Annotated in this window: 25 protein-coding genes; 15 read left to right on the plus strand and 10 right to left on the minus strand. The window is 44.6% G+C overall.

Features of this window, described 5'->3' with window-relative positions; genetic code table 11:
• The first annotated feature begins 24 nt into the window (after window positions 1–24).
• The 3 genes from ABD931_RS26185 to ABD931_RS26195 all read left to right on the plus strand — a co-directional run bounded on the left by ABD931_RS26185 (window position 25) and on the right by ABD931_RS26195 (window position 4,616).
• Entirely contained in the window at window positions 25–1,914 is a 1,890-nt protein-coding gene (locus ABD931_RS26185; RefSeq protein ID WP_345270993.1) for a Piwi domain-containing protein, read from the plus strand.
• Window positions 1,915–1,916: 2 nt separating this feature from the next.
• A complete protein-coding gene (locus tag ABD931_RS26190) occupies window positions 1,917–3,179 on the plus strand; it encodes an SIR2 family protein (protein WP_345270994.1) in 1,263 nt (420 codons plus the stop codon).
• A gap of 237 nt (window positions 3,180–3,416) precedes the next feature.
• Window positions 3,417–4,616 (plus strand): tyrosine-type recombinase/integrase, encoded by a 1,200-nt coding sequence (locus tag ABD931_RS26195; protein WP_345270995.1) that lies wholly within the window; start codon window positions 3,417–3,419, stop codon window positions 4,614–4,616.
• 120 nt (window positions 4,617–4,736) lie between these two features.
• Here ABD931_RS26195 and ABD931_RS26200 read toward each other — a convergent pair whose 3' ends face one another.
• Window positions 4,737–5,720, minus strand: a complete 984-nt coding sequence (locus tag ABD931_RS26200; protein WP_345270996.1) for a glycoside hydrolase family 43 protein — start codon at window positions 5,718–5,720, stop codon at window positions 4,737–4,739.
• A 19-nt stretch (window positions 5,721–5,739) separates the two neighbouring features.
• On the minus strand, window positions 5,740–6,147 hold the full coding sequence (locus ABD931_RS26205; RefSeq protein ID WP_345270997.1) for a winged helix-turn-helix transcriptional regulator: 408 nt from the start codon (window positions 6,145–6,147) through the stop codon (window positions 5,740–5,742).
• 141 nt (window positions 6,148–6,288) lie between these two features.
• Here ABD931_RS26205 and ABD931_RS26210 point away from each other — a divergent pair, with 141 nt between their 5' ends.
• On the plus strand, window positions 6,289–7,191 hold the full coding sequence (locus tag ABD931_RS26210; protein WP_345270998.1) for a pirin family protein: 903 nt from the start codon (window positions 6,289–6,291) through the stop codon (window positions 7,189–7,191).
• 47 nt (window positions 7,192–7,238) lie between these two features.
• On the plus strand, window positions 7,239–7,622 hold the full coding sequence (locus tag ABD931_RS26215; protein WP_345270999.1) for a DoxX family protein: 384 nt from the start codon (window positions 7,239–7,241) through the stop codon (window positions 7,620–7,622).
• A 27-nt stretch (window positions 7,623–7,649) separates the two neighbouring features.
• On the opposite strand, the gene ABD931_RS26220 is transcribed toward ABD931_RS26215, so the two are convergent.
• On the minus strand, window positions 7,650–7,985 hold the full coding sequence (locus tag ABD931_RS26220) for a cupin domain-containing protein (protein WP_345271000.1): 336 nt from the start codon (window positions 7,983–7,985) through the stop codon (window positions 7,650–7,652).
• A gap of 145 nt (window positions 7,986–8,130) precedes the next feature.
• Between ABD931_RS26220 and ABD931_RS26225 the strand changes: the two genes are divergently transcribed.
• Entirely contained in the window at window positions 8,131–8,580 is a 450-nt protein-coding gene (locus ABD931_RS26225; protein ID WP_345271001.1) for a LexA family protein, read from the plus strand.
• Window position 8,581: 1 nt separating this feature from the next.
• Window positions 8,582–9,862, plus strand: a complete 1,281-nt coding sequence (locus tag ABD931_RS26230; RefSeq protein ID WP_345271002.1) for a Y-family DNA polymerase — start codon at window positions 8,582–8,584, stop codon at window positions 9,860–9,862.
• Between the two features lie 11 nt (window positions 9,863–9,873).
• Here ABD931_RS26230 and ABD931_RS26235 read toward each other — a convergent pair whose 3' ends face one another.
• Genes ABD931_RS26235 through ABD931_RS26245 form a run of 3 tightly spaced genes read right to left on the minus strand, consistent with a single transcriptional unit; the run spans window position 9,874 to window position 13,138 of the window.
• Window positions 9,874–10,620 carry a LytR/AlgR family response regulator transcription factor gene (locus ABD931_RS26235; RefSeq protein WP_345271003.1) on the minus strand — a complete coding sequence of 249 codons (747 nt, stop codon included), beginning with the start codon at window positions 10,618–10,620 and terminating at the stop codon, window positions 9,874–9,876.
• Window positions 10,620–12,029 (minus strand): sensor histidine kinase, encoded by a 1,410-nt coding sequence (locus tag ABD931_RS26240; protein WP_345271004.1) that lies wholly within the window; start codon window positions 12,027–12,029, stop codon window positions 10,620–10,622. Before ABD931_RS26240 ends, ABD931_RS26235 begins: the two co-directional genes overlap by 1 nt.
• Window positions 12,030–12,067: 38 nt before the next feature.
• A complete protein-coding gene (locus ABD931_RS26245; protein ID WP_345271005.1) occupies window positions 12,068–13,138 on the minus strand; it encodes a GNAT family N-acetyltransferase in 1,071 nt (356 codons plus the stop codon).
• Between the two features lie 348 nt (window positions 13,139–13,486).
• Here ABD931_RS26245 and ABD931_RS26250 point away from each other — a divergent pair, with 348 nt between their 5' ends.
• The 4 genes from ABD931_RS26250 (at window position 13,487) to ABD931_RS26265 (ending at window position 16,312) form a co-directional block, all read left to right on the plus strand.
• Window positions 13,487–14,329: an IS982 family transposase gene (locus ABD931_RS26250; protein ID WP_345271006.1), complete on the plus strand. Its 843-nt coding sequence runs from the start codon at window positions 13,487–13,489 to the stop codon at window positions 14,327–14,329.
• A gap of 109 nt (window positions 14,330–14,438) precedes the next feature.
• Window positions 14,439–14,918: a hypothetical protein gene (locus ABD931_RS26255; RefSeq protein WP_345271007.1), complete on the plus strand. Its 480-nt coding sequence runs from the start codon at window positions 14,439–14,441 to the stop codon at window positions 14,916–14,918.
• A 203-nt stretch (window positions 14,919–15,121) separates the two neighbouring features.
• Window positions 15,122–15,367 (plus strand): helix-turn-helix domain-containing protein, encoded by a 246-nt coding sequence (locus ABD931_RS26260; RefSeq protein WP_345271008.1) that lies wholly within the window; start codon window positions 15,122–15,124, stop codon window positions 15,365–15,367.
• A 279-nt stretch (window positions 15,368–15,646) separates the two neighbouring features.
• Window positions 15,647–16,312: a class I SAM-dependent methyltransferase gene (locus tag ABD931_RS26265; RefSeq protein WP_345271009.1), complete on the plus strand. Its 666-nt coding sequence runs from the start codon at window positions 15,647–15,649 to the stop codon at window positions 16,310–16,312.
• Between the two features lie 156 nt (window positions 16,313–16,468).
• On the opposite strand, the gene ABD931_RS26270 is transcribed toward ABD931_RS26265, so the two are convergent.
• A complete protein-coding gene (locus ABD931_RS26270; RefSeq protein WP_345271010.1) occupies window positions 16,469–17,731 on the minus strand; it encodes a hypothetical protein in 1,263 nt (420 codons plus the stop codon).
• Between the two features lie 4 nt (window positions 17,732–17,735).
• The gene (locus ABD931_RS26275) at window positions 17,736–19,370 is read right to left on the minus strand and encodes a S8 family peptidase (RefSeq protein ID WP_345271011.1); all 1,635 of its coding nucleotides are present in this window, start codon (window positions 19,368–19,370) and stop codon (window positions 17,736–17,738) included.
• Window positions 19,371–19,857: 487 nt separating this feature from the next.
• Here ABD931_RS26275 and ABD931_RS26280 point away from each other — a divergent pair, with 487 nt between their 5' ends.
• The 4 genes from ABD931_RS26280 to ABD931_RS26295 all read left to right on the plus strand — a co-directional run bounded on the left by ABD931_RS26280 (window position 19,858) and on the right by ABD931_RS26295 (window position 23,976).
• Window positions 19,858–21,825, plus strand: coding sequence for a helicase-like domain-containing protein (locus ABD931_RS26280; RefSeq protein WP_345271012.1), 1,968 nt, complete (start codon window positions 19,858–19,860; stop codon window positions 21,823–21,825).
• Window positions 21,752–22,384 carry a hypothetical protein gene (locus tag ABD931_RS26285; RefSeq protein WP_345271013.1) on the plus strand — a complete coding sequence of 211 codons (633 nt, stop codon included), beginning with the start codon at window positions 21,752–21,754 and terminating at the stop codon, window positions 22,382–22,384. Before ABD931_RS26280 ends, ABD931_RS26285 begins: the two co-directional genes overlap by 74 nt.
• A 223-nt stretch (window positions 22,385–22,607) precedes the next feature.
• Window positions 22,608–22,940, plus strand: coding sequence for a hypothetical protein (locus ABD931_RS26290; RefSeq protein WP_345271014.1), 333 nt, complete (start codon window positions 22,608–22,610; stop codon window positions 22,938–22,940).
• A gap of 61 nt (window positions 22,941–23,001) precedes the next feature.
• Complete coding sequence (locus tag ABD931_RS26295) at window positions 23,002–23,976, plus strand: ArdC family protein (protein ID WP_345271015.1); 975 nt, start codon at window positions 23,002–23,004, stop codon at window positions 23,974–23,976.
• Window positions 23,977–24,044: 68 nt separating this feature from the next.
• Here ABD931_RS26295 and ABD931_RS26300 read toward each other — a convergent pair whose 3' ends face one another.
• Complete coding sequence (locus ABD931_RS26300; protein ID WP_345271016.1) at window positions 24,045–24,458, minus strand: hypothetical protein; 414 nt, start codon at window positions 24,456–24,458, stop codon at window positions 24,045–24,047.
• A gap of 443 nt (window positions 24,459–24,901) precedes the next feature.
• On the minus strand, window positions 24,902–25,828 hold the full coding sequence (gene traN / locus ABD931_RS26305; RefSeq protein ID WP_345271017.1) for a conjugative transposon protein TraN: 927 nt from the start codon (window positions 25,826–25,828) through the stop codon (window positions 24,902–24,904).
• Window positions 25,829–25,851 lie beyond the last annotated feature (23 nt).

Here is a 25,851-nt window from a genome sequence, read left to right on the forward strand (position 1 = left end):
TAGGTCAAAATTAAAATTATTTGCATGAGTTCAATTACTATAAATTTTGCACCGTTAAAACAACAGGAATTTACCATTCCTCTTTTTAGAAGAGTAAAGTTCAATATGGAAGAACGTAATGAAGATAAAACTGTATTTTCATTACAACTACCAATAGATGAAAATACTTTAGAAATAAAACAATATTATTGGTTAAGTTTTGAGAAACAAGAGGGCTATGAGCCTAAAGAATATAGTTCATTAATAGATGTAAATCTTACCAAAAGATATTTGTTTTATTTACTAGTAAATAAATGTCAATTGATATTGACAAGCGATGATTTTAAAATAAATCTAGAATATGGCGATAATAAAATAAAATTTGTATTAAAAATACATCCTGAAGGAAGTGAGGTTTTATGGTTGTCACCTTATTATCTATATAAAAATAAAGAGTATGGTTTTCTAATAGATTATAAATTTGATCGTAATCCAAATCAAGTATTTAACCGGAGAATTCAACAACTAAGTCTTAGTTTAGATAATGAAAATAGGCCAAATAAGGAATTATGTTTGGATAAATTTGAAAAACTCAAGGAGTTTGCTAAAAAGTATTACAAATTATTATTTTCCAAACAACTAATAGATTTTGAAAGTTTTGTTCAGCTCCCTTCTGAACCATTGATGCCTAGGGAATACCTTTTCAAAGGAAATAAGACTGCAAGTACTCCATCTGTAGGCTTAAATATGTATGGTCCTTATAAAGAGGTGGAAAAGCCAGTTGTATTTTATTTTTACAGAAATGAAGATGAGAAAGACAAAGCATTTAAATTATATAGTACACTAATCTCATCAGATAACCGGTTCTATAAAGGATTGCAGCAAACATATTCACTAAGTATAAATCAAGATAATATTAGAGGATTAGACGCTAGTAAATACAAAAATACGATTGCCATAGAAGATTTAGCGACTCGTTTGAAAGAACGGCATCCAAATCAACATATAATTATTCTTGCTTTTAACCCATTTAAAGAAGAAAAAGGAGAAAGTAAAAAGCGATATTTGAGGATTAAGTATGGCTTTGCACAAAAAAATATACCCGTTCAATTTGCAGTTTATAACACTATAACGAATTCTAACTCATTGAGTTCCGCTATTCCGAACTTGGCGTTAGCTATATTTGCAAAACTTGGCGGTTACCCTTGGAGGGTAAAACCTTCATATGAGAATTGCTTAGTAATAGGTGTAAGTCAAACAATTCATCGTCAAATGAATTCAAAGGATAAGAAATATATTGCTTATTCAGTATTACTTGATACAGGAGGAATATATAAAAGCTTAGAAGTTTTAAGTGCTGAGAAGGACCAAGTTAAATATATTACGACATTGAAAACAAGATTAGCTTCAGTTCTTAACGAAGCTCAAAATCAATATACTAAAGTAGTTCTTCACGTATCGTTTAAATTAAAACGAAAAGAACTAAATGCTATCCGGCAAGTAATAGAAAGTTTTGAGAATGCAATAGAGTTCGTTGTAATGAGAATTAATACGGAAAATAATTTTTGGGGATATGACCAAAGCCAAGCCCATTTAACTCCTACAAAAAACCAATATGTGGAGTTATCAGATTCTAAATATCTATTATGGCTTGATGGCCTAAACCAATCAAGCGATAATCCAACAAAGAGATATTCGGGGCCTATTTATGTTGATTTCTATTATACTAATGCTGTTTTAGATAGCGTACGAAAAAAACAATATTTGCAAGACTTACTAAACCTTTCAGGCGCTAACTGGAGAGGAATGAATGCTAAAGCCGTACCTGTGTCAATTCAGTATTGTAAGCTTGTGTCAAACTATATTAAGGATTTTAAAGAGTACTTAAATATTGATACTCTACAACAGGAATTTATAAACCCTTGGTTTTTATAGTTATGCGGAGCGCACTTAGAAGTACAAATGGTAGTATAATTCTGCTGTTAGGTGCTGGGGCTAGCCTGGAAGCAGGAGTGCCACACACGGCAAAAATGATTCAAGAAATAAATGAATTATTAAATACTGAATCAGGAGACTGGAAGAGTTATAAACCCATATATGACCATTTGAAGAAGTTGTACGGTAAAGTAGAACTATCAGATGGATCTGTAGAATACCGCGATTTAAATATTGAAGATCTAGTAAGTAATCTAGATGAATTAGTGCTTTTACTTGACGGAACCCATAATCTATCTCCTTTCTTCAAAGATTTTACAGAATTATTTAAAAATTTATATGGTTTTAGAGATATAAAAAATTTTAGAGACAGAATAGAAGATAAGTTAAAAGAGTGGATAATGCCTAATATTATGAAATTAGACTACTACAGAAGTTTGTTGGAATTTGCAGCAGAAAACCCAGGGGCAGGGTTACGGGTATTTACATTAAACTATGATAAATGTATTGAAATGGCGTTTGACGAACATAAAGATATTAAAAATGTATATTTAGAACGTGGCTTTGGAATAAATGAGCGTCAAGGTTGTGTTTGGAGTACTAAGAACTTTGATGATTATAATGAACAGTTAAAGCATTTATTTCTTTATAAAATGCATGGATCTATAGATTGGGCAAGAAATGATAAGAAAGAATTGACTAAATCAAATCGAGCTTCAGTTGAAGAACTTATTTTTGGGACACGGCAGAAGGTCAAAGCACATGATCCATATTTATACTACGTTTATCAGTTTAGGACTTTTACGTTAAATGCAAATCTCATAATTGTTTGTGGGTATGGGTTTGGCGATGAGCATATTAATGGAATACTTCACCAGTCTTTACAAAACAATCCAAATCAAAAAATTTTAATTTGCCGTTACCCAGAGAGTGATAACGAAAAACCCGAAGAGTTAGCGGCACTTTCTGACGAAGATCGGGAAGTATATATGCGTGAAATCGCTGACCAATATATTATACCAAAGAAGCTGAAGTTAGAAAATTCAAATCAGATAATTCTACACTTCGGACCAGCAGGAGATTTTTTTAGTCAGATGCTTAAAATGAGTGAGGTTGAAAGGCTATTCCCTGAAGATGAAATTGAAAAGCAGTTTTTTTCTACAACTGTGGCTGATGATGTAGAAGCTAATGTTGAGCCAAACGTAGAAACTGAAAACTTAAATAATCCAACGTCTATAGGTACTGAGATAGAGGAAGCATTTTAAGTTATCTACCCTTTACGATCAGTAAGTCGAGCTATTTGGTAAACCTTCATTGTTGTTGGTATTACCTATCTAATAGATAGAAATAATCAGAAATTTCATTTGTTTCATCCGTTAAGACACACCCACAAAAACTAAATAATGTAAATTTTTTCGCCGTCTTGTAAAATCCCATTTATAAGAATTGGTGAAATTCTGAAATTTTCCTTTATTTACCCGCACAACGCTGTTGCTACTGCTATGACCTTGCCAGCCAAACTCACTGACACCTCCTCAACAGAACTGGGAAAAATTCAGACCCGTTACACCGTTAGTCAGCTCATCCGCTACTTTGCGGCCGATCTGCCTACCTCAAGCAACTACCCGCGACATGCCAAAGCGTACGTGCGCTACTGCCTGAAGGAGAAGCTGGGTATAGACACCTTTAGCTTCAACCGTTATACGGCGGAACTGCCTCCCAACCGCGTCTCTCCCTTGCGCAAGTTTATGCTCTTTTACCAGGCCATCGGCCAGCCCCAAGTAGTAGCTGATTCAAAACAAACTAAAATTCCGCCGGCAGCCAACGATCTGGTGCTGCGCTTTATCCGCGAAGCCAAAAACCTCCGGGGTGAGCACTCCAAAGAAACGTACACGAAAGCGCTCAATGCCTTCTTTGCCTACGTAGCCGAACAACAGCAGGTGGGTGTTGCGGCTTCCCTGAGCGGGATCACCGTTGCTGATTTTGTGCAACATCTGAAGGATACCGATTACTCCGCCTTTACTGTCAACCTCTACCTGTCGGCCATCAAGCAATTGGCGAGTTGGTGCATCCGCAAGCGTGAGGAACTGAAGCTGGAGCCGGAACAACTCAACGCCCTGCGCGACATTGCCGACGTGAGAGGTTTAGCTATAGAACGCACCTTTTACAAGGACAGCCTGGAGCGTCCCGAGCGCCAGCAACTGCTGGACGGTACCGAGTCAGCCCGCGACAAAGCGATGCTGGCCTTACTGGGCCTGGAGGGCCTGCGGACGGTAGAGGTAACCCGCCTGCGGCTGGGCGATCTGGATTTTACCCGTGGGCAACTGCTGGTGCTGGGTAAAGGCAAACACATCCGCAAGGCCATCAAGTTCTTTGCCGCCTGCCGGGATCTGCTGCAGGCATACCTGGAAGAGATTGGTCGGTGGCCACTAAAGCCGGAGCATCAAAGTGAGTACCTGTTTCCCGACCTAAAGACCTACCAGATCCGGTATGTGGTCGATAAGCAATTGCGCAAACAGGGGCTCAAGCGCAGCGGGATGTCGGCCCATAGCCTGCGCCACTCCGCTGGTCAGTTGCTACTGGAAGAGGGTGTTAGTTTGGAGCATGTGCAGCAGCACCTACGGCATGAAACGCTGGAGACTACCCAGTTTTACACAAAGAAGAAAACCCGCAGTACGTATTTTCAGCAGTTGCCGGATTAGGAATACATCTTTGGGAAATGTCAAATGCAGATTCCAAGTGTTTATGAAAGAAATATGCAAAGAATGTCATTAACCCGTCTTAGGTCAACTAGCTATTAGCTTCATCGCTTATATCGCGGTTTATTTTTCGGCCATTACCGGTACAATAACCTCGTGCTCTTTTACCCTAAACGTATAAACACCGGCTTTCTCGTCCCATCGCTTTACGACTGGCACGATGCGCGTCCGGCGGGGGCTTACTTTGTCAGGGGAGTTGTGAATGTGGTAGACGTAATATAATTGCTTGTCTATTCCTTCAAACAGATCACCATGGCCTGATCCATTCTCGCCCACTATCGAGCGATGAATGATCGGGTTGTTTTTAGATTTTACCCAGGGCCCGTAGGGCGAGTCGGCCACGGCATAGCCAACCGCATAATCAATGTTCTGGAAATGATTAGCCGAATAAAACAGGTAATATTTATTCTTCAATTTTATAACGGTAGGACCCTCCATGATGGGGGCTGATTTGTAATTAGGCGTTGCCTCCCAGGGCTCTGTCTGGTCGAAGCACCTTTTCAGGGTTTGCGGTTTAATCTTGCCGGTTTTCAGGTCAAACTCCGCGACATACAGGTAATTACCTTGATTGAACCGCACGCTGTAGAGGTAATAAGTACCATCGGTATCTTTGAAAATAAAGGAATCGATGTTTTTCTCAGACCCATCGATTGGTCCCACTTCTTTTTGCCGGTAGGGACCCAACAAGGATGTCGATTCCGCCAACACGGTTTGTTCATCGGCCGTATAGGTAAGATAGTATGTGCCCTGCTCTTTAAAAATCTGGGGTGCCCAGAAGCCCATGGTGCCGAAGGTGTGGTCGCCTTTGGTCAGGATCATACCCAGTGAATCGCTTGACTTCGCTGGTACTGCCCATGTTTTCAGGTCCTTTGATTCTAACAAGGCAAATCCCTGCGGCCCAGCGCTTCCGCCTTTTGTCCCGGTCAGGTAATACATGCCTCCCTCCACATAGATGGTCACATCGGCAAAAAAAATCTCTCGCCTGGTTTGTGCGGGTGCCTGTAGGGCAGCGAATAAAAGTAGCGGGTAAACAAATACTGACCTCATGAATTCGGATTATCCTTAATCAGTTTAGCTGATCATTTGCCACGGCATGTGCCCGCTGGGCTGTTTCGGTAGTTGGGCTCTTTAGAATGAACTCCCGATGGGAGACGCCCCATTTGCGGAGCGCTTCGATGACCTCCCCCAGCGATTCACTATGTGGGGTCAAGGCATAGGTCACTTTTATGGGGAAGGAATCTTCAACCGTCCGCTTTACCAGGCCGTTCATCACCAAATCCTGCAATTCTTTGGATAACACCCGGTCGGTAATGCCATGCACCTCCCGGGCGATTTCACTAAACCGCTTTTCTCCAAAGGTTAAGGCAACAATAATGGGCAGTTTCCATTTGCCGTTTAACACATCCAGCGCATCCCGGATGGGCCGCAGAATGGACATACACTCAGTATGGCTTGCGTCTGATGGTTTTTCCATGGTCTATACTGTACTATCCTGGAGTATAGTGCTATCTAAAAGTATAGTACTTACAAATGAATAGTAAAGGTACGTACTTTTGATTAATTATTTAGCAGTTAGCGCATACAATTGTATGCGCCAGCTTAACTGAACAACATCATGGAAACGCAATTAGCTAAGCCAAGTGATTTGGCGCTTACACGCCAATTAGTCAGCATACAGACGCCTGCCCCTCAGCCGGGTTTTCTGGGGCCGGGCCATACCGCCCGACCCGTCATTCAAGTGAGCTATTCCGACAGTGACCCGTTCATTATGCTCATGGACGATTGGCTCGATAAAAGGGATGATGAGCCCGTTGGTGGTCCGCATCCTCATGCCGGGTTCGAAACAGTATCACTGCTGCTGGAAGGTGAAATAGGAGGTTCACCACACCGCATGAAAGGGGGCGATTTTCAATTAATGACTGCCGGGAGCGGTATTATTCATACCGAAACGATTGATACCAAGACCAAAATGCGGCTGTTGCAACTCTGGCTCACACTGCCTGCAAAAGACAGGTGGGCTACTCCACGGGTGCAGGACTTGCCGGTTGAGCATGTGCCAACCCTAACTGAAAATGGCGTCACCATTCGACTATACAGTGGAACGTTTGCCGGATTGACCTCACCCGTCCAGAATTACGTACCCCTCATCATTGCCGACATTCAACTTCAACCGGGTATTAATATCACCCAGCAGTTGCCGGCCTCGTTTACCACATTCTTGTACGTGATAGGAGGCAGTGTTGCCGTAGGAGAAAAGCAAAAAATACTGCACCAGCACCAGGTAGGTTGGCTGGACCGGTTTTCTGATGATGCCTTAAGCGACCTGGAACTAACCGCCGGGGGAGCAGGCGGTCGTGTGGTGCTATACGCGGGGCAGCCTCAGCATGACCCCATTGTTTCGCATGGCCCTTTCATTGGTGATACGCCGGACGATATTAAACGACTCTATCAGGAATTTCGCCAGGGCAACATGAAGCATGTATCAACCTTACCGGAGGCCCTGAAAATCCAATACTGATTTCGTTGCCGGAATTATTCTTTCACCTTACAAACCAATTTACCCCCATGAATCCTAACGTTAAACGTGTTCTGACAATCCTGTTTACGGTGCTGGCTGCCGGTATGGTCCTCCTCAGTGGAATGATGAAACTGATGCAATCGCCCGACACAATGGAAGCCTTCCGCAAAGCAGGTGTTGCGCAATATGTAGTGCTCCTGGCCGCTATGGAAATTGGCTTTACACTGTTGTATTTGTACCCTAAAACCATGAAGTTGGGATTCATTCTGCTGTGCTGCTACTTTGCCGGTGCCATTGCTACTGAGCTTTCGCACGGCACACCGCTGAATGCAATCCTGCCTATGGTACTTATTTGGATTTCAGCTTTTTTGCGCGATAACCGCATTTTTCTGCCTGGTCACAACTTAAAACAATCGAGCCTGCCAGGCTGATGATTTCCGCTAGTCCAACCTGCTTTATCAGCCTTGGCTATCTGCGTAAAAGAGAGCCAGCCAGATCGTTTCCTGCGCTGGATCAGTCCAGGCAACCCGGTGCCTGAGATGCGCCGGTATATTCACGTACATGCCGGCGGATAAATGGGTAGGGTCGGTTTGACCCTCCACTTCCAGAATGGCCTCTCCCTGTACTACCAGCACCCACTCATGTTCCGGTTGATCATACCAGTAATCTGGCGGTGACTGGTGGCCACGGGAGACAATCCGCTCCAGTCGAAAGGCGCTGCCTACTTGCAAGGTCTCTATCAATTCCTCAGGCAGTTGGGCCGGGATGCCTGTTAACAAATTAGCTATTTCCATACTTGTTATATTCAGTGCGCAGACCGGTTTATTCGATGATTTAGTAAATACATCAGTCTTCCGCTTCATCAGACCGGATTAGGAATAATTGCTTTACCGCTAACATTCGCTTAATATAGCGCCCAACAGTAAACAACCAGCGGGCATGATTGCGGAGCATGACATTATTTCACCAGAGGAGATTACTATAGCAAGCATCTCCTCGAAGCTGCTACTTCCTTTTTTCCAATCTTACGTGCAAGCCGGATTTCCGAGTCCAGCGGAAAATTACGTCGAACGGGTCTGCGATTTGAACGATCTGTGTGTCACCAACGCCGAGGCTACCTACTTCGTCAGGGTCACCAGCGACAGCATGTTCGACGATCGAATCGAGGCCGGCGATGTGTTGGTGGTAGACAGTTCCCGCGATCCGGTGGAGGGGAAAATCGTGGTAGCCTGTTTGAATGGTGACCATACCGTGAAGCGCATACATTATGCCAAAGAAGGCGTGGTGCTGCTACCGGCCAATAACAAGTATCAGCCTATTTCAGTTAAAGCGGGTGATGATTTCAGGGTGCTGGGTGTAGTCACCTATGTCATTCATAAACCGCTGTAAAATGATCGCGTTAGTGGACGCCAACAATTTCTACGTTTCCTGCGAGCGCAGCTTCAACCCGGCGCTGGAGGGTAGGCCTGTGATTGTGTTGTCCAATAACGATGGTAACGTGGTAGCTCGCTCCCCGGAGGCTAAGGAATTGGGTATTAAAATGGGGCAGCCCTTCTTTGAGGTGGAGGGGCTCATTAGTGAACACAAGATCGCCGTGTTCAGCAGTAACTATACCCTTTACGGGGACATGAGTGCGCGGATCATGAGTACGCTGGGTCGTTTTGTGGAAGAGGTAGAAGTCTACAGCATTGATGAAGCATTTTTGAATCTGAAAGGATACGAGTCCGTCTATCCAGATCTGGTCGATTTGGCCCAGAAGATTCGGGCCACCATTGCGAAATGGCAACGCATACCTGTTTCCATTGGTATTTCGCATACAAAGACGTTAGCCAAAATTGCAAACTGGTATGTAAAACGACAGCCGGCGCAAAACGGAGTTTTGTTGCTAAGCGATCCTGTAGACATCGATGCCAGGCTACAGGAGTTTGATGTTAAGGAACTATGGGGGATAGGACATCGATATACAAGCCTGCTGAAGCGTAATGGCATCAAAACCGCCTGGCAGTTGCGCCAATGTCCGAACGACTGGGTCCGCCAGCACATGACCGTGAATGGCTTACGTTTGGTATATGAGCTTCGTGGTACGCCCTGCAAAATGCTGGAACTGGAGCCTGCCCCCAAAAAAGCGATTTGTACAGCCACTAGTTTCGGGCGTCTGGTCCCTGATTTAAAAGACATGACGGAGGCCCTGACCACCTATGTCGCCCGAGCTGCTGAGAAGTTGCGCCGGCAGCACTCATCGGCCGGCGTGATTACGGTATTTCTGCACACTAATCGCTACCGCCGGAGCCCGAACGGTGAGCCGGCAAAACAGTACTACAATAGCCGCACCGTTCAGCTTCCCCACCCCTCAGCCAGTACGCCGGAATTGGTGGGTTATGCAAAGGCGGCTCTGACGTCAATCTTCCAGCCTGGCTACCTATACCAGAAAGTAGGGGTAATCTTAACCGGCCTGGTGCCGGATACCCATTTGCAGAAATCGTTTTTTCAGGCAGATCCGGATGAGAACCTATTAAAGCTGACGCGCATCGTCGATAAACTTAACACGCGCTATGGCCGGGATAAGGTGCGTCTGGCTGGCCAGGGTTTTAGCCCGACCTGGCCCATGAAACAAAAGTATTTATCCCGATGCTATACTACCCGCTGGAGTGATATTTTACAGGCCGACTAAGTTTCTCCCCCTCACTGGTTAGCTATTCTTTTTCTGAGCGTTTTCTGCTCAATAGCTTTCAGGAAGGTCTTTTTGTATAGCTCTCCCAGCGGAATGAGTTTAGGCTTTTCCTGCCGTTTCACAGAAATATGTTCTTTGTCAACCTGATCGATCTTGTTGTAGGCGACAATAAAGGATTTATGGACTCGGGCAAAAAGCTTCTTGGGTAACTGATCTTCAATATCACTGATGGACAACAAGACATTGATCCGATTGGCTTCTGTGTAGATGGAGATGTAGTTTCGTTCGCTCACAATCCAGACAATATCCTCGAAGTAAATACGCTGTAGCTTCCCTTCCGATTTTACATAAATATACGCATCCAGCACCTCTGTGGTGGCCTCCTTTTGCAATACCCCAATGACCTGTCGGGCTTTTTGCACCGCTCTGGAGAACCGCTCAAACGAGTAGGGCTTGTGCAGGAAATCTATGGCATCATACTCGTAGCTGGTCAGGGCATATTCCGGATAGGCTGTGGTAAAGATGTAATGCTGGGTGCCGCCCATGATCCGGACGAAATCCACGCCATCAATCGCAAAATTGGGCATTTCCATATCCAGAAAGATAAGATCTACCTTATGACTCTCCAGATACAGCAGGGCTTCGTTGGGATTGGTGAAATAAGCTTCCAGTGTCAGGGTCGGTACTTTTTCGATGTATTTGCTGAGTTGGGTGATGCAGATTTTTTCATCATCCAGAATAATGCAGGAAAGCGCCATCAATTGTAAATGATTAGGTGACAGGAAAAGACGTCGTCGGTTTGGTTTATGTCAAACTGGTAACGATTGTAGGCCAGATCTAGCCTTTGCCGCATGTTGGCCAGGCCGATATTGTTGCTTTCAAACCGCTTTTTCTTGTTCTTGAGGTTCGACGTGAAATACTCGATACGGTCTTCATACACATTCAGATTAATGACAAAGGGGTGGTCCGGATTGGTCATATTTCCGTACTTAAACGCATTCTCAACCAGGCCAATCAACAGAAACGGCAGAATGACTTTCTGCGCGACCGGACCGTTAACCGAGAATTTAATAAACATCGGGTAACGCATTTGGTGGAGGCTGATATACTGCTCCATGTAATTAATCTCATCCTGTAGATTGGCCGTCTGAAAATCATCACGCATGCTGTAGCGCATGATTTCGGACAACTTGATAATGGACTCGGCCAGCTCGGGATCAACATCCTGCGACTTGATATAAAAATAATTGAGGGTGTTGTAGAGAAAATGCGGGTTAACCTGCGCTTTCAATGCCTTCAGCTCGGTGCTCAATGATTCCTGTTGTTGCAGGAGCCGCTGTTCCTCCGCCCGTTTGGTGGCTTCAATGGCATCTTTAATGTCATCGGTAACCTGGGGTATAATTTTGAATACGTCCAGGGCAGCGCCCGCAAAAAAATAAGCCGTAGCGGCTGCCACGCCCAGAAAAATAAACCAGGTGTTGAAATAGCGAGATGCCAACGGAGGGTTCAGGTGACTGGCTTTTAAAACGGCCTGCCGTTTTAACGCCCAAGCCTGATTCTGCTCCAGTGCTTTTTCGTAGCGGGCCGATTCGGCAGGTGTCAGGTAATTGTATTGATAGGAGTAGCCCAACTGTCCAAAGGTCACGTAGGTTAATATACCGATTACGACTCCGGTCCAGGCTACCATCGCTTTCCGGCCGAGGACCATCGCAGACAACACAATGAGCGAGTGAGCCAGCCCAAAGTCGGTGATGATGGCGTCGGTGGATGGGTTGCCAATGCCCGCCATGTTGGCTACACTCATCAGCATGACTGACAAAACACTTGTCCAGCGAAGGGTTAGCTCAATTTTCTCGTTGCTTTTGAGTCTTGCAAAGTTTAGAGAACGCTTAAAGAAAAAAATGTCGCACTCCTTCAGGCTGAGATAGGCGTATACGGCCGAAACCAGATTGGCAATCCACACAAAACTGTAAATGAACCCCAAAATCGGTGCCGGCACGAAAGAACCGGTAGCAATCTTTTCGCTAATCAGGAAAATGGGTGTGAATAGCAGGTATGATAAATTCAGAAAATAAAGCAGCTTGCGCTGTACGTTCGAAAATGGGCGGGTCAGTTGCTGCCGGATACGTTCGAGTAATTCTTTTAACTGGATTTCTTCGTAATTCATAACGCTGTAACAGGCAAGTAAATCATTCCAAACCGGATCTACGAATAATCAAAGCAGGACATGTAAACGGGCTCCAGCCCTGGCTTAATACCTTCAGGAAGGCCAACTGCTTTGACCATCACGTGTGTAGTCACGTTCGGCTGAAACTGGCTGAAGAGGCCCATTTTAGGCTGTAATAGTAACGACATGAGCGGATCGTTCTGGTCAATCTGCCACATAGCCGTATGCAGCTTAAAGTGAGCCAGTACACTTTCGAGGAGTATCGGTAATAACTCCGGACGCTCTTTTTCCACGTAGACACCCTCCAGTACCACAAAAGCCTGACGCGAGGGATTAAAGAACCGGCGCAGACCAGGTACAAATGGAGCTACGTTGCCGATCAGCTTGCCAAGGGGCCCGGGAATATGCACCAGTTTCCAAAGAATGGGATTCGCCTGCACGCCGGCTACAATCTGACCGTCTTCTTCCAGGGTAAAGTATTGATTTTTGTAATTGATATTAATGAAGTTCTGAAAGCCATAGCCCGCAAATTGCCGTTGAACCAGGGGCACAGTACGTGTCGGGTCGATGGTGGAGGCTTCCTGAAAACGAGGATCTTTGGTGGGTGAGTACCGCCGGAACATGTACGTTTTTAGCTGAGCAACTGATTCGAACTGTTCATGCGTGGATACTGCAACGGAGCGGGTATTTTTCGCTTCGATGAACGAGTAGAACAGGTAAGGCGGTTGGACCTGCCGGCGGATATAATCGACCGCTTTAGATTTGAGAAGCTGACCATAGCCCTTACCTTGATAATTGTCCCGAACAGCCAGATAGCGGCCATAGAAAGCGGATACTGATCCGGCTGGGAAACCAACTATACGCTGATCTAGGCAGTAAAACCCTATCAATACATCACCTTCGTATAGATAGAAAAAGTACGGGTTATTCAGTTGGTGTATTTTTTCCTGCTGGCCAGTTTGGCGGTAGCGAATCCCTTTGGTGCCGTAGGTGGTTTGTTGCAACAGGTCTACTGCCTGCTCATAGGCTTGCGTAGCCACGGTGAGCTTAAGCAGGCCCTTCTGGTACAGAATGTCCGGTTGAGAGAAAGCAAGAACGTTGAGTTTCATATCGATTGCTGAAAACCGAACTACAAATATAGCATATTGATAGATTAATAAGTATAAATAAATTCCTAAACTGTAAACTTTTAATAGCTATATACCCGCTTATATGAAAATAATATAGCTCTACTGTTGCAATAAGTGCCTTTCTGCTCATAGTCTTAAACGTATTGAGAAATTATCCTGCGTCCTCAGATTCTTTGCTTTTGTCCTTTGCCAAACGGTGTTTGTACCAAGCCTGATTTTTAGAACTGGCTTTTCCAGTTATTTTACTAATTCAAGTTGCGAGATGAAGAGCCTTGCCAGCCACTCGGGTAACTTTGGAGTATCTCACGCTCTAAACCTACTGGCAAGATGGCTGACAAGACAATTGCAATCTACTGCTTTTTCGATGATCTCTTCCAAGCTATGAACCGTAAAACCGATCCGCACTGTAAAGTTAATGATGCTCAGATCGCTACTACGGCTCTACTGGCAGCCCTGAAGTTCTATGGTAACCATGCGTCTGCCTGTACCTATATGCACCAACACCATCAGATGAAGTGCTTGGATAAGTCAGGCTTTAATCGACGCTTACATCGCCTGCAACCTACGCTGTTACTAGTGTTTCGCAGTTTAGGCCTAAGTCTAAAAGAGTTGAATACGTCGGCTCGCTACATCATCGATTCCTTTCCGGTAGCTATCTGCCGCAACTGCCGCATCCGCGTCTGTAAACTGCTGACAGGTAAAGCTTATCACGGTTACAATGAAGCCAAGAAAGAATATTTCTACGGCTTCAAAGTACAACTTATCACGACCGTGGATGGCCTGCCAGTGGATTACTATGTAACAGCAGGTAGTTACCATGACACCACCGCGCTCCAAGCCATGCAAGTGGATCTGCCTGCGGGGAGTCTGTTATACGGAGACAGTGGCTATACCGACTATGAACAGGAGGATCTCTATGCTGAATGTGAGCAAATCTACCTCAAAATTCAGCGCAAGAAGAACTCCAAACGGCTTGATGAACCCTGGCAGGCTTACCTCAAGAAGGTGTATCGTAAACCGATTGAGCGTGTCATCAGCCAGATTGAGAATCTGTTTCCCAGGAAGCTGCATGCGGTCACAGCCGCCGGGTTTCTGCTCAAACTGTTTCTGTTTGTACTGGCCTTTACTATTGACGCGAACTTACCCAATACCTCTTATCTCGCAACTTAAATTATTTTACTACTAAGGTTGATGAGCTGTTACTGCTTTGCGCGGAGTTCTACTATAGCTCAGTACAACGAGTATGAAACAACTTTTCTGAAAAAATTAACCGAGGGAGATGACCAGTGAAAAAGCCGGAACGCAAGCATATTGGGAAGCCTATTACCTGCTATTTGATTACTACACGTTGCATGAATCTCGTTATCAGCACTTTTTAACCGAGTCAATACGAGAAGATCTTGAATCAGGGTTGCTGGAAAGTCTGGCGGAGTACCTGACCATTATCACGCTGCATGCAAGGAGTTTTCAGAAGTTCCTGAAAAAATCTGCCTATAAAAGGCTGGTCGAACAAGCCTATCGGCGTGTTAACGATGAACGGGAGCCTCCGCTAATCGGGGCTCGTACCCTCAGCGATGCTTTACGGTGGGAACTGTTCATCGCTGATCTGACCCTTGCTGAATTTGCCCGTCAAGTAGCCGTACCGGTCAAAGATGTGAGAAATCTGCTCAGCGACAAGGCGGGAATCACCGAACCCATAGCACAGGCACTAGCGAAAAATACGTCTCTGGACTATAAGGGTTGGATGAACCTACAATGAAATTGGGAACGATCCAATGCTGGTAACCATGGCTCAAACGTTAGATGATCCATGTATTGTATTCGAATAAATTGCCATGCAGCCAGTCGTGTAAATACATTTTCAAATACTCTCTCGGGTAAAATAATGGTAATACGTATGTTCAGCAGCATTTTCTATGTATTTCCAAATACATTTGCAGCTTAATGATATGAAAAGAAACTATGAGCAAAAAAGAAGATTACGACCTCCTGCAACTACTGGCTGACAAAGGAATTAAACAAGGGAAACTGGCTGAGAGCATAGGTATTAAAGCCGACTATTGGCTTAAAAGCCGAAAGAAAGGCTTGTCAAATTTATCCCTGGAGCGTATCATTCTCATGGCCGATTTTCTCAATATGGACCCCGAGGAGATCTTCGAGTACTGCTACCGAACCTATAAGAAGCACAAAGGAAAAGTTAAAAAATAGAGAATTTCCAATTAAGCTTTTCTGTGACGACTATCCTGGCCACTCCGTCCAGCATATTCGCTTTACCTACCAGGCAATGACTATGACGGCACGCCAATGGCTGTTTTTAGTAGTTGGCTTTAGGGGAAATGGGCTGTTTTTCTTTATTGGAATAAGTGTTAATAGCTTGGCAGATAAGCTGTTAATGGGTATATTTATATAGAAAATCAGTCAAGGCCGGCCAGGTGTGACAGGGCAAAGATCATGATTCGCCATTCCCGGAGATCATCCGTTACCGCTGTGTCTGTCAGTAACCAGCTACCCCTTTTCGGCGATTACGCCAACCCCTTCTTTGAGCAAAGCCATACCCAGCAACGTATTAGACAAGCAGTAACTGAATGCTTGCTGTTAGCGGACATTGAACCCATCCCTCCCAGCTATTTCCGCATTGGCTCCGATGCCGTTATGTTTCCAGTGGGCGAAGCCGCCCGCCTGAAAACCAATGTGAATGCTATTCGACTATTAAAGTCCTTACAGTTTCCCAAACCGGATTTAACACCGCAGGAGCAGGAACAATTGCTTCAATATGTTGGGTGGGGTGGCCTAGCCAAGGTGTGGGAGCAAGAGCCCTTTCGGCTGATGCAGGAAGGTAAGACCGCCGATGCCGTTACGGAACGCTGGATACGGCAGTACGGCTCAGCCCGTCTGGAATTGGAAAACCTGTTAACGTCCAAAGAAATTGCCTTAGCTGAGGCCTCTACCCTCAACGCACACTATACCAGTCGGCTTCTGGTTGAGGCTATCTGGCAGGCAGTATCCAGGTTTGGTTTCAGCGGGGGCCGAATTCTGAAATCCGCAGCCGGTACCGGTCACTTTATCGGGATAATGCCAGATAGCATCCGGCAAGTTTCCTCTGTGGTAGCCGTTGAAAAAGACTTGATTACCGGTGCAGTCCGGCTTTATTGAATGGCTCCTGAAAGGCAGTTTTTGGCGTCTGCCTATCTTGAAAGTTCACAGCTTGAAAGCTCTAATAATACGCAGCATTGATTGTAGATTTGCTGATCAATTAAGAGCCATAGAAAAATCCTTTAAATGTTAAAATTATCAATGGCCAGTCGAACCTCAACATGTTTTTATTGCACTTAGAATTACTTTTGCTATACCAGGTTTAAGAATATCTGAGTGCCCGAGAATATACTGGTCAGCATCTAAGTTATAAACTAGACCTTTGCTGAAAGTATAATTAGCATTATCGTTAAGTACAACACCAGTTATAGCTCCAATTTCTTGTGCTCCATTGTTTCCTAAGCCTCCATATAAGTTAAGTTCATTACCTCTCCTTATGTGAGTTCCAACATGACGTGGAACTAGCTTGGAAGCTAATTCATAATATTTTCGAATTGAAATATCATTCTTAGAATATGTAATTAATATAGGTCCTTTAACCAGATTATCAGAGATAACGTTTCTGAACATACCATCAGTTTCTAATAAAGGAACAGATTTTTTAGATGCAAAAGCATACTGAGAAAACGCGGCTTGAAGTAGAGTTAAAGTATCTACTTCTAATCTTTTACCTGATTCATTACTACTTACTGCTGCAGTTACAAGGCGAGCGCCAAAACTATGCCCGACAAGATGAAGCTTTACACCATCAACGTTCTCTTTTAATTTGGAGAGTACTTTATGGAGTCCGTTCCAACCAATAACTCCTGCACGTTCACGCATTCTTGAGTAAGTCACATTGTTGACAAAATTTTGTGCTGCATCTACTAACCAATATGTAAATTGGCCAAAGCCAGCAGCATGACCATCAGAAGGGCTGTCAATAGATTCATCATCCACTAGTCGAGCCAATAACTCCACTTCTTCAGACGGGTCTAAATGCTCGTAGACTTTGTCTTCTGGCTCTAGTTGTAAAGGATTCTTATCGGGAGCCTGAATTTTTTTTATTAATTGTAAAAAACGTCTTGGGTTGTGATCACTAATACCAATAAACTTAGCTTCTTCCTTTGCTTCTAGAAGAAGATTTTTTTCGTTTTCTGTAGTTAAGAAATACTCGATTTCTTCCAATTGAGTATTGAGAGCTATTCTATAGTCTTCACCGCCTAACCATCTGGAAGGCCAAAAAACCAGTAATGCGCCAAATCTCCGTTCATTAAACTCATAATTGTAATTTTCAAGTTGAACGGATAACTGTTCAAGTAGATTTACATAAATGTAATTAGCATCATCTCGATTATTTTTCCAACCATGAGAGATAACAAGCAGATCAGTGATTGATTCTTCTTTAACTAAATCTATTAGAGAATCTACTGACTCTTGGCTATATTCACCTTTACCCGTAAATTCAATTTCACAGAAAGGAAATCCAAATAATTTCATTGTTTTAAGATTTTGTTTTGTTAAGAGCTGCTTCTAAGTTAACTAAACCAGCTCCCTGAAAACATCTATCTCGGTCAGGTAAGCTTGTTGCCGTATCCATAAAAAGCATTTTAATTTCTTTAGCCGGTTTATTAATATAATTTCTTCTTTTACTTAGAAATGCAGCAATTGCACCGGATACATGCGGTGCAGCCATGCTTGTGCCACTTAGAGAAATGTAGTCGACACCTAAGAAGTCCATCTTCAGCTTTGCTTCGGCATCTTGGCACACCTTTCCAACAGCGCAAGAAATAATATTTTCACCAGGAGCTACTAAATCGGGTTTAATGCGACCATCACTAGTTGGCCCTTTAGATGAAAAAAAGGAGACACCATAGCTAACAGGATCTTCCCTATGCGAAGAACCAACTGTAATTACTTCTTGTGCATTTCCAGGGTCATTTATTGTAATGGGTACTCCATTCATAAATATTCCATCGTCTTCTTTGGCAATTCGACCATAGCCTGAATTACCGGCAGCTACTACCACAATCACATTTGTTTCCTTCACCAGTTCATTTAGCTCTACACATACAGGACTTTGTCCACACGAGAACCATTTTGCTTTAAATGGATAACCTACACTAATATTAATTCCATGAATCTTATCATTTGGGTACTGTAAATTGATATTTCGGACATGAGTTATAGCTGCTAATAAAGAACGTGTTTTACCAGTATTATTTCCTTTGAGAATTTTAAGGCTTACAAGCTTACATTGTGGCGCTACCCCAAATAATCCATTAACTTGAACTGGTATTAGTTTTACATCGCCATTTTGCTCTTCATCTACATTGTCATTAAATGGCTCAAGCTCAATCTTATTTTCATATGCTTTAATTGGCGGGTTATCTATAACTCCACCAACTCTTGGTCCACTTGCTCCAGCTATGATACCAGCTACATGTGTCCCGTGGCCTGCATCGTCTACAAAAGGAAGTTCGCTATTTTGCCTTACTGTCAATGAACCATTGACAGTAAAATCTCTATGGTATAAATCATTGCTATGCATATTTGCATGCGTAATAAAATGCCTGTGTCCTTGTGAAGCGTTTCTATCCGTTTGCTTAAGTATAGCGGAGTGAATGCCAGAGTCAAGAACAGCCCAAGTTATACCTACTCCAAGATCTTTAGCCCCTTTTTCGTTCAGGTCTGCGTTAATAGTTTTAACTGATTTATTTAGTAGAGGATTAATTGTAAAGTCTGGCCAAATTTCTTTAACGACTTTGTTATACTCTTTTTCTGCATTGTCAGCTAAAACTAATTTTATGATTGTGTCAGCTTGCAAACGTGCGAATAAGTGGCGTTTTGTTAGATGTGGTACTACTTCATTTTCATTAAATCGGTTCTTATTTTCTGTTCTTTTTAATATTTGATTAATTAGGTGAACAACTCTTTCGTGCCGTTCATCATCTTTATGGTCGGAATTTGTTCGGACAGTAATAATTATCTCATACCACTTTGGATCCTCCAAAATAAGTTTTTTCTTTTTTCTTTTAGCTTTCTCAATTTTACGCTTCCTCAACTTTCGTTCTTTTAATATCATATCCAATAAGGGAGGAGTAATTATTGAAGGCGATATTGATCTTACATCTTGCATAATACAAAAGAAAATTTTGTTTTAAAATTTGGGAACACATGTATAATATTATTCAAAAATCAATTACTAACTTTTGTTTGGAAGTATTAATTAATATAATTGATATTTTAATTTTAATAAAAATTTGTTCTTAAGTTATATTTAAGATATGGAATTTTAAAGAATATAAGAAAAAATTATTGGTGCTTATGCAAAACGAACCTAAGGTTTCGATAGCGAATATTTAATTCGGATAGAAGTCTGACCTTTTTGCCTAATCTGTTTGAATGAGAGATACACTAATACTAGTTGGCTCGTCCTTTCTGGAGGATAATATGATGAAAAGTTAGTAAGAATATTTATTAAAACAACTAAAATCGGATTTTTTTGGACAAGCATTTATTTAAAGGTAAACAGGGCTTTGTTGCATGGCTCCAAACGCTATCCTATGCAATGAGAGCCGAATCTGGTCTGATAGCCTCCAAATGGCCTTTTTAGCTTGCCCACATTGGCGATATTCTCAGTACTGGACATTGAGGCACATAAGCCCCTGATTGCCGTTCAAAATTCAACGGTGGAGGACTTTGCGGCCCAATGGCGTTTGCAATACCCCTGGGCGAATGTGTATGTGCCGACTGCGGCCGATATGGAAGCAGCGGGTGGTTCGGCATCCCGACGGAAGCGGTTTCTTCAACGGATTGCTACCAATGATTTTGACGGTATTGTGATTCCTCAATCGTTTCTGAAACTGATACCCGACGACCCCACCAGCGAAGATGCCTTTCTGACGGAGGAGTTGGACCGGGTAGAAGCAGCCTATCAGTCGGCCGAGCGTCGCGGTGACGACCGCAGAAAGAAGCTGACGGTTAAGCGGATGAATGAAATCCGGATGCGTATAGAAGCACGTAGGAAGCGCCAGGCCGACCGGCGAAAAGACAACATGCTGACCTTTGACCAATTGGGTATTGATGCGCTGTTTCTTGACGAGGCCCACGCCTATAAGCGACTTGGATTTAATACGCACCGCCGAAATGTGAAAGGTATTGACACGGCCGGTTCTGAGCAGGCCCTTTCCGCCATGTTTAAATGCCGGACCGTGCAGGCGAAAGGTGGCCGGGTAGTCCTGGCAACGGGTACACCCATCTCGAACACGATGGCCGAGGCATGGACGATGCTGCGCTACATTGCCCCGCAACGGCTGGAAGAAGCCTATTTAACTACCTTTGACCAGTTTGCCGGTACGTTCGGGTCTATCATTCAATCATTTGAGCTAACCACGGCCGGTAATTTCAAGGCGGTGGAGCGTTTTGCCCGATTCGTCAATGTTAAACAGTTGTCGGAGATTTACCGCTCACATGTCGATGTTATCCTGAATGAAGATGTGATTGAGTTTCAGCAGGAACAAACGTTGCCTAAGTTGCTGAACGGGGAGTATACCCGGATTCAGCTACCGCAGACAGACGGTGTGCAGGCGGAGTTAGAACGCATTCGGGCTACCCTGAAATGGTACGAGCACCTGTCGGGCGACGAAAAGAAAAGGAACATGCACATTCCGTTGGTTATGTTTGGTCAGGCGCGTAAGGCAACGCTGGATTTGCGTCTGTTGTCGGTCGCTAACCCGGATGAAGCCGGCAGCAAAACGAATCGGGCGGTGCAGGAAATTGTCCGCATCTATCAGCAATCCGAGGCATACCAAGGCACTCAGTTGGTGTTTGCCGATTTGTTTCAAAGTCCGGAAAACGAACGTGTATGGTTTGACGAGGACACCGTACCGGAGTATGACATGGCGGTACAGAAAACCGGACGGTTCCACCTATTTAAGGATATTAAACGGAAACTGGTTCAACAGGGAATCCCGGCTGATCAGATTGGTATTGTGCCTGAGGAAGCCCACAAGCGTGAAGCGTTGTTTGTGCAGGTTCGGGTCGGTCAGGTTCGGGTGCTGATGGGTACCAGCGAACGGATGGGTGTAGGGGTGAATGTGCAGGAACGGTTAGCCGCACTCCATCATTTAGATGCACCAAACCGGCCGACCGATTTTGAACAGCGTAACGGGCGCATTATCCGGCAGGGTAACCTACATGCCGTTTGGAGCAAGCCAGTCGAAATTTTGACCTATGGCGTGGAGAAAACATTAGATGCCACAGCCTATGGTCGATTGGCGATAAAGCAGAAGTTCATTAACCAGGTGTTGAAAGGGAACGGACTTGAAGATTCCATCAGCGATATTTCTACCGACGACGATTTTTCGAGTATGTCATTTGACCAGATGATGGCATCCCTCAGCGGCTCCCAAACTGCATTGCTGTACACACAGAAGCAGTTGGAATACAACCGGCTGATTCAGCAGAAAAAGAAACGCTCCGGCGTCCCGGTGGCAGCGGACTATTCTACAGGCGCAGGTGGAAGTAGAGCGGGCCCGCCGGTTTATTGCCCAGAAGACCACTCTCCTACCCCATCTGGAAGCCGAAGTTGAGGTATTACGACTGCGATTTCCCCGCACGGCGGAACGATCACTTCGGATTGAGTCCATTGAGGTTAACGGAGTGGTGTACCAGGAGGATTGGCACGAACCGCTGAAAGCGTTATTTGAGCAAATGAAAGGCGCTCTGAAACGGCACCTTGCACCGCAGGAGGTCATTAAAGTAAACGGCCTGCTGTTAACCCTGACGGCCGATTGGTACACCAATGAGCTGGGTAAAACAATAGCCGCCATTCAGTACCGTTGGGGCAACCTGATTCAGGGTAGCGTAACAACGGCTCAGGGTTTAGCGGTTTCACTACGGGCGCAGGTACAAGCCGCCGAAGGGGAACCCTATTACCTGCATCAGGAGTTAGAGAAGGCCAGAACGATTGAAACAGAATACGGGAAAAAGGTTAACTTGCCTTTCCGGCAAGAAGCCGATTTGGAGCGCATCGCCCAGGAAATTGCCGAACTGCAACGGCAAATGGAAGCGGAGAGCCAGACAGAGGCTAATGCCTCCCGGCAAACAAGTCACGCTAATGACTTAACTATGAATTCAATAGCTGCCTGAAGCATGAGGAGCAGGAAAAGAACTAACCTTTTCCTGCTCCTATACATAACTGTTGCCGTAGAAAAGATACTTCATTAATGATTTTAGTAGTTGCCTAGGGGGAGAAGGGGTGCGACTTCCAATTAAGAAAGCTGGTTAAGTTGTTGGTATATAGGTAAATAGCTGCTATCTTTATACAAGAAATCAATCGAAAGCCGGTCCGGTGTGATAGGACAAAACAAATATGGGTGCTGCTCCTGTAACCGTCTCTTTTGCGCAACTCTATGCCCTTACCGCAAACTTCGCGGTCGATTACCAGCGATTCATTACGGCCATTCAGCAGCAGTCGCCCGGACGGGTAGCCGTGAACAGCTTTCCGGTAAACAGCCTAGAAGAGGTGCTAAACCGGTTTACCCATCTGCATTTGACCACCACCCCCGGAACGCGGACCAAAAAGGCTTTAGCCATCGCCGGTAAATTAGGCTTTCAGGTTATCCCCTGTGAGGTGAACCAGGAGGCAGGCCGCCGGCTCCATTACTATCTGTTAACCCGCAACCCGGAACAGCTTTTTTCCTGATTTCAATTTTTCTATTTCTTAATTGCAAACTGCCGGCCCGGTGTCACAGGGCAAAACTCCCATGAAAACCCGTTCTAACCCCAAGTCTACTGCTGTTTCTGCCAATTGGAAACCTGTCGACATCTACCAGCGCGTTACGGATCTGATTGTAAAGCGCATGGAAGAAGGTTTTTTCCCCTGGCGCAAAACCTGGTTGGTAACCGAAGATGGCTCAGTAGAGCTACCACGTAATTACCTGACCGGCCGCGTCTATTCCGGAATTAATCTAATGCTATTGGGTAGCCTGCCGTATGCCCGCCCTTATTACCTTACATTTAATCAGGTTAAACAGCTTGGCGGTACTGTCCGGAAAAATGCTTCCGGTGCTATGGTGGTATTCTGGAAAGTGGAGACCGAAGAAGAAGCCACCAAACGGGGAGAGCCTACCAGCCGTCGTTTTCTGCTGCGCTATTATTATGTTTTCAACATTACCGATGTGGAGGATATTGATTTTAAACTGCCTGTACTTACACCGGTAGTGCCGAAACCAACGGATGAAACGGTGACTTCCTGCCGTGCTATCATGGACGCTATGCCTAACCCGCCCGCTATTCATTACCGCAACACTAACAGGGCATTTTACAATGCAAAGCGTGACATGATAAATATGCCAAAGCCGGAGAACTTTGAGACCAGCGCCAACTTTGCCGTTATTGCCTTTCATGAGCTGATTCACTCAACCGGACACGCCAGCCGTTTAAACCGGCCGGAGTTAGCTAAGCCTAATAAGTTCGGGTCTCGCAACTACGCCAAAGAGGAGCTTACGGCCGAGATCGGAGCCTGTTATTTAGCCGCCGTATCAGGGATAGACGTTACGCAAGCAACCATACTGGATAACTCAGTAGGATACCTGCAAAACTGGCTACAGGCCCTGAAGAACGACAAAACGCTAATCATCAAAGCGGCCGGACTAGCCCAGAAAGCCGCTGATTATGTGTTGGGTGCTACCAGTGCGGAGTTGCCGGAGTTGGAAGAACCAGCAGTGGCAACCTGCTAAAAAATCAGCCAGGAAGGGGTTCCCCTTCCTGGACCTACCCCCTACTTAAACAATTTATCTATTATTTACTAGCCGAGCAATCCTCTTATTTCATCATAGATAGCGATGTATTCTTCGCCAAAATCTATATGGGGTTGCTGAGTATTTTCTTGAGGTAATACCCCAAATTCCTGTATATATAAATTTATCAGTGCTGACTCTAATATTAAGGCTTCCTGCCGAGTAACTGTCTCATAATAATATAGAACTAGGTTTTGAGGCAAGTTGCCAAGCAATACATTTTGAGCCATATTTTGTGAAGCATGATGAGGACAATTAGTAGCAAGTCTACCTCTTAAACCGTGTATTAGAGCTCGCGGCCTAGGACCTGCCATCCCAAAGTAAAGAAGCTTTTCTTCAAACAATATATTCTCAGGATGAACTATCGCATAAGCTCCTGGATTCTCTGTTACAAGAGCTTCTGCTTCTTGAGGTACACTCATTCGAAGTGGGGTACGAGCATTATTGTAAGTGATAGGGATAGACCAAGGCATATTAAATTTTTGTTAATCCGTCCTTCATAAGCTTGCTCAAAGTTAAAACGTATTTTTATACGCTTTAGAACAATTTAAGGTAATATGAAGTGATATAAGGTAAGTTCCATACAACCGGTAATCTTTAGAAATTGCGTAGAGATTAGTATTTGTACCATTGACGTTGAGGTAAGTGAAATTCTTGAAGGTAGCTCATCAGCCACGACCAACCATAAAACTCCAGCCATGCACTTAAACCGATAATCCAAATAAATACAGCGACAATCAGCAGCCGGTTATAAACTTGTCTTCTCCTTTTAGAGTGTTTCCGCCTTTTCCACTTACTCGGTTGCCCGTACCTCAACCCTACAACAGGGCTGAGGTAAACAGGTTGTTCAGACTTTCTCATAGGTTTACAGCGTACTGGCATTCATAATGTCTTTTCCGCTGACCAGAAAGGATAGCGTTCGGCTGCCGTTCTTTTCATTGATGAGCACTTGCAGCGCTTTGTCGTTGGGAATTGTAAATCGCTGGAATGCATACACCTTTTCTACTCTGTTTTTGCCGGTCACCTTGCGTAACGGTTCATTGTACACATATAGCGGAGTAGCCTCAATCGTCTGGTTCGATGCTTCCTTTGCTACCTTCTTATCAACGATGAAAAACCGGACGAAATCCAGTTCGTAAGGCAGGTTGGATTTATTCGCCAGGGCTACTTTGTAGTATAGCACATTGTCCTTGACGTAAATACCACGCAACGAGGCCTCCATCTTGCCGTCTTCGGTCCCCGCTAGTTTAGCCCACCGCTTTTGGCGCATAACCTGGTCACATTGGTAGACAATGTCGTTTTGGGAGGCATTCACCCCTTCAAACTGGATTGTACCTTCTTTCCGGGCGGTTGCGTGTAGCTCCTCCCCTGCCAGGTTCATAGCCAGTACATCCGGAAATTCGTTGTAGGAAGCTATAAAACTGTAAAATTTGCCGTCGGCCGTAATCACGCTGAAATTGGTTTCGTTAAAGCCCATCTGGTAAGCTTTAACCCGGAGTACATTTTCAACCTCGCTGGCCTTGTCGGCAATGATGGCCCGGCTACCCAAGTCCACCGACCGGATTGGGCTGGGAAAAATCAGACAAGTCGTTTTATTAAACGCCAACTCCACAAAGCTGGATTGGATTCGGATGCCGGCATCGGGTGTCCGTTTTGCGCTGTACTGGCGTTGTGGCAGTCGGTTGGCCATTGCCATAGGGCCGAGCTGACTAGTGTCTTTTAGTATCTGCGCCGTGGCCGGCAGGTGGAGGGACAGTAAGCCCCCCATCAGGTAAATACCTAACTTGTTCATGATTGAAGAATCTTGGATGTCTG

The sequence above is a fragment of the Nibrella viscosa genome, from assembly GCF_039541875.1.
Taxonomy (GTDB): Bacteria; Bacteroidota; Bacteroidia; order Cytophagales; family Spirosomataceae; genus Nibrella; species Nibrella viscosa.